At 64.2% G+C, this 2,486-nt stretch carries 4 protein-coding genes; all 4 read right to left on the reverse strand.

Translation table 11 applies throughout. The features are described 5' to 3' along the window. Window positions 1-87: 87 nt before the first annotated feature. On the reverse strand, window positions 88-474 hold the full coding sequence (locus tag VHL31_RS25145) for a hypothetical protein (protein ID WP_329664000.1): 387 nt from the start codon (window positions 472-474) through the stop codon (window positions 88-90). Between the two features lie 593 nt (window positions 475-1,067). Then, window positions 1,068-1,208: a hypothetical protein gene (locus VHL31_RS25150; protein WP_329664001.1), complete on the reverse strand. Its 141-nt coding sequence runs from the start codon at window positions 1,206-1,208 to the stop codon at window positions 1,068-1,070. Window positions 1,209-1,347: 139 nt separating this feature from the next. After that, entirely contained in the window at window positions 1,348-1,605 is a 258-nt protein-coding gene (locus VHL31_RS25155) for a DUF6894 family protein (protein WP_414653825.1), read from the reverse strand. Window positions 1,606-2,185: 580 nt separating this feature from the next. Next, window positions 2,186-2,486 (reverse strand): hypothetical protein (locus tag VHL31_RS25160; RefSeq protein ID WP_329664003.1); only part of this gene is annotated, 301 nt, incomplete at its 5' end.

Here is a 2,486-nt window from a genome sequence, read left to right on the forward strand (position 1 = left end):
CTGTAGCCGACCACATCCGCCGCCAGGATGGCTGCCAGCCGTCGCTCGACCCGTGCCGCCGCCATAGCCTTGCCCTCCGCGAGCCGTTCACATGGCCCGCCTCTCGCCCATCCTTCCCAACCTCTCGTACCCCCGCCGGACCCTCTCGACGATAGTATCCGGGTCGGCACCCCACGCGAACGGCCTGTGGACGTGATCAACCACCGCCGGCAAGGGAGGCGTCGTGCCGGGCTTTCTGGTCTTGTCCCGCCGCAGGTCGGCAACGCCCTCCTGCACGAACCGTTCGCGCCAGCGTCGGATGGAGGGCCTTGAGGAACCCGCACAGTGCCCGGTTGCGGTGTTGCCGAGGCCATCAGCGGCGGCGAGGGCGACCTTGGCCCGGCAGACGTGTTCCTGCGCGCTATTCCGAGCTGCCACGATCGCCTGGAGACGGCGGTCGGCCGGGCTCACGCGGATGGTGGTTGTCTGACCCATGGCGCAGGATACCCCAGCGCCGGACAACGTGTAATGCTATGAGTGCGTCAGCTCACTGGAGGGCCGCCATGATCCCGCAAGCGAACAGGCCCGATTAGCTCCTCAACGATACTTGTCGCAGTCGTCGTCTCCATGACGACGCCGCAGCTCAGTAGCGACCGCGTCGCAAGCGGCTCTCCTCGCTCTCTCGGATGCCTCCTCCGTCGTCAGCTCGGCCGGCCGAGTCATGTACTCGACGATACTCCACGCCAGGAACAGCCCCAGGATGACGACCAGACCGAAAATCAAGAACCGCCACGGCCTGTGCATGACAGGAACCTCCTTCCGTGCTGCGGACCTTTCGGTGCTTGTCGCGGTCGTCATCCGAGTCGGGTCGAACGTGGAATGCCAGTATCTGGCAGTAGGCTTTCTTCGCTCCCGCCGCAGGTTCAGGCAAGGCTAGGAAGCCCGCAGCGAGCCTCTGGACGCCTGGAGGCTCCTCAAACCATGCCGGCAATGCGAACCGGCCGCTGACAGCCTCCAGATCGCTGGCCATGCGAGCGACTTGGCGACAGCTGGATGGGTATGGCCGGCGACAGATTTAGCCGCTCAATTCAGAAGCGCTTGGCCGCGTCCCGCATGGTCACCGCCTTCTCCAAGCGCGGCACGCTTCGGTAGGACTCCGGGATTATCGATGCGGCGTAGCCGCTCGCGAACACGAACGGAATGCTGCGCTTGCGCAGGGCATCGGCCACCGAGAAGCTCTTCTCGCCCTACAGGTTGATGTCCAGGATGGCACCGTCGACGACCGGTGTGGCGTCCAGTAGGCGCAGGGCCATCGCTACCGTCGGTGCCAGACAATCACCACCACACCGGCCCTTTCCAGCGCACGCGTCAGATCGTCGGCGGTGACGTATCATTCCTCGACGCGATCAGGATGCGAGGGTGGACGGTCATGGCTAGTTCGGCTTCGGTGGCGTGAGCCATTCCGCCTCCACCGTCCAGGGTCGCGCGGCAGATCGGCCGGCCTGCCTCGTTCCACACGGTCAGGCGCAGGACATGCCGATCACCATCTGGTCGCCGATGCGCGACCAGCTCGGGCAGGGCCATCATGGCCGCGTCCTTCCTCGCTTCGATCCTGGCAATGTCCAGGTCGCAGAATGACTACTTGGCTTTCTCGGATGACGTGGCCGTACGTTCCGATAACCCGGCTTTCTCGGATGACGTGGCCGCGCGTTCCGACAACGTTTTGTCAGGTCCCATCAGATACTGAACACCCACGGCGCCCAGAGCGATCACAACGACGATCCCCAATAAACTCAGCCAAAAGTGCAGGGGTCGCATGAGAGGCACCTCCGATGATGGACATGATCAGGACAGGTCTTCCCTCGCATGGTACATCAAGGGCTGGCACCCGGTTTTAGAGGTGTCCAGCTTCTTGATGTGGTCGCGACTATACCGCGCGGTCAAGAAGATAGACAACATGCCTAGACCGGCGCCTCTACCCATACCACCGGTCGGAAATGTAAACGTCTCATACCAGGACCCACCTGGAAGTCGGCGGGAAGTGCTGGCGCCACCGCCGGGTAGTCGTTTTGGGCGCGCGGGTGCAGGCGACTTTGCCGACCCCGGATTTGACTTGAGCCAGTCACGCCAACGTTACTTGGCTGCACCGAGGGGTTGAGACGGCCAAGCCTTGCCTGCCGTCTGGGTCAGGCGCACACTGGCCGTGTCACCGGACGCAGAGGGCAACGACAAGGGAGGCAGTATCCGCCGAGCCGGCTGGCTTTCTGCCGGTGGAGGTCATGCCGCTGCCGATGGTGCTGTCCCCGGTTTCGACCACGAGCGCGACCGCACCAGCTGAGCCTGCGCTGCCGGCTGCAGCGCCAATCGGCTCGATCGAAGTTGCCCTTCCCGGCGGGATCCGGGTGAAGATCATAGGCGTGGCCGATGCAAAGACGGTCTCGGCGGTGCTGGGCACGCTCATGGCGAAGCGCCGGCGATGATCCCGATGCCGAGCGGCATGCGGATCT

It is taken from the genome of Geminicoccus sp., assembly GCF_036263595.1.
In the GTDB taxonomy this organism is placed as follows: Bacteria; Pseudomonadota; Alphaproteobacteria; order Geminicoccales; family Geminicoccaceae; genus Geminicoccus.

What these genes read in the sequence shown, in the direction of transcription:
- VHL31_RS25145 (WP_329664000.1), bottom strand. Translation starts at nt 474, where the DNA reads ATGGGTCAGACAACCACCATCCGCGTGAGCCCGGCCGACCGCCGTCTC.